The sequence below is a fragment of the Acetivibrio ethanolgignens genome, from assembly GCF_001461035.1.
GTDB classification, from domain to species: domain Bacteria; phylum Bacillota; class Clostridia; order Lachnospirales; family Lachnospiraceae; genus Velocimicrobium; species Velocimicrobium ethanolgignens.
In genome coordinates this window covers 1-1,917 of the sequence record NZ_LNAM01000071.1, presented here as the reverse complement: position 1 = coordinate 1,917, position 1,917 = coordinate 1, and the positions used below count along the sequence as shown (strand labels likewise).

The following is a 1,917-nucleotide window of genomic DNA, read 5'->3' as shown; positions in this document are numbered from 1 at the left end:
CCAGTTATTATTGAATTTTCAAGGTGCATAGGCACTTATTCAAGTGCGAAGTTTGAGTTGTTAATAGTAATACCTTTTACCGTATCTAAAAACGTGATATACAGGGTAAGTGTATATTTGTAGGAGTTGCTTGTATGCTCGCTTTCTGTTAAAAAAGAAGAAATATAATCATTTACAAAAAATGATATATGACGTGCCAAACAAAAACCTTCATTAGTCGATTTTTTCATCTGCATTTACCTCCGGAACAATCCAGTCGAAAGACTCTTTTGTTTGATATTCTGTTATAGCGTTAAAACTTGGAACAATAGAATAGTAATACTTTGTACTTTCCAGACATACATGCCCCATACTTTTGCTTAGATAAGCCATTTTGTCATAAAAATCAAATCCTTCATCTGTCCATTTGTTGATATTGGAAATAGCATAATTATGGCGAAGGTCATATGCAGTAGCAGGGGTACTGTTTACTGAGTCCCATATAATGCGAAAATTATCCGTCAACCAGTGGCTGTTAAGGGGCGTATTTTTATGAGAAGAAAAAAAGTATTCCCTGTCCGGCAATAACTGTTCCATTGTCTGGTCAAAAATCCTCATCAGTTCCAGCATGAAATCATGCAGAACTATATAGTGTTCGTTGTAACCTTTTGTATCAACAATGCTTACAGTACCGTCAGAAAGATTAACATTGTCACGTTTTAATAAGCGTGCTTCTACTGTTCTCATTCCGGTACTGTAGATTAGCCGAAAGATTACTGGCGCAGTAATTCTTCGGATTTTTGAATACAGTCGCCCAAGCGTATAATGGAGACTGTCACAAGCATCAAAGAATCTTTTTAATTCTTCATGGGTAAAATCATGAGGAACATAGGTCCTTCTTTGCTTTTTGGGTCTTTCCGGAACTTTTACTTCAGTCAGCTCTCTGTTTTGAAGATATTTAATGAATTCAGAGACAATAGAACAGCGTTCCCTGCTGGAATTAATGGTTTCTGCCGTTCTTTTCTTGAAATAGTTATCGACCATTTCTTGTGTCAGGTGGTCTGTTTCCGGAAAATGTTCCTTGCAATAACGATCGAAAGCCCTCAATGTTGCCTGCGAATTATTACTCCATTTTTGGGAAGCCTGCCTGTATTTTGCAAACTGCTCCATTAACGGTGCAAGCTTGGATATAAAATTAGTCAATGCTGAACACCTCCTGCCGTACAGGGTATTCATCTATACTCAGGGCACATTCTTTCAAATGAAGAAAGTCTGCATGAAGATAGGGTTCTACTGATCTTGGTGATGCATGTCCGAGTATATCGGATATAACAGGTAGGGCAGTATTATTTTCCAGCAACTTTGTAGTTATATTATGACGAAACAGATGAGTGCCGATCCGATCTCTTTTGTTTGTACGAATATTTGCAAGTTTAAAAGCCTTACGGACAATCCAGCGAATCGTCTGTACTTTTATCGATTCATATGGTACAACCTCTGATATAAAGAGTGTATTGTAGTTACAATGCGGTCTTTCAGTGAGGATGTAATCATATAAGACATTTCCTACAATGGGTACTAACGGAAGCTCCAGTTCAGTTTTTGTTTTTGACTGTACAAGCTTTATACAGTCTCTGTTCCAATCAATGGATTGAAGATTTAACCGGACAATATCAATGCCTCTCAAACCAGTGTACAACAGAAGATTCAGTATTGCATTATCTCTTAATGACAGAGATTCTGAGTTAAGCAGCTGTTTGATGCTTTCAAGTTCTTCATCCGTGAGTACCTGAATGTTTTTTCGGTGTTCCGTTAGATGTGGAAGAAACAACAATACTCTTTCGCATGCAGATTTGTCAATTTCAATCCCTGCTTTCAGCACGACAAACGCATGAATGTGTTCCTCAACCACGCCTATGCACTAAGTTCAAAAATTAT

2 protein-coding genes are annotated in these 1,917 nt (G+C 37.6%); both read right to left on the bottom strand.

Annotated features, from left to right (window positions below; genetic code table 11):
• Positions 1–213 precede the first annotated feature (213 nt).
• On the bottom strand, positions 214–1,182 hold the full coding sequence (locus ASU35_RS04520) for a tyrosine-type recombinase/integrase (protein ID WP_147525369.1): 969 nt from the start codon (positions 1,180–1,182) through the stop codon (positions 214–216).
• On the bottom strand, positions 1,175–1,861 hold the full coding sequence (locus tag ASU35_RS04515) for a tyrosine-type recombinase/integrase (protein ID WP_172794596.1): 687 nt from the start codon (positions 1,859–1,861) through the stop codon (positions 1,175–1,177). Before ASU35_RS04515 ends, ASU35_RS04520 begins: the two co-directional genes overlap by 8 nt.
• Positions 1,862–1,917 lie beyond the last annotated feature (56 nt).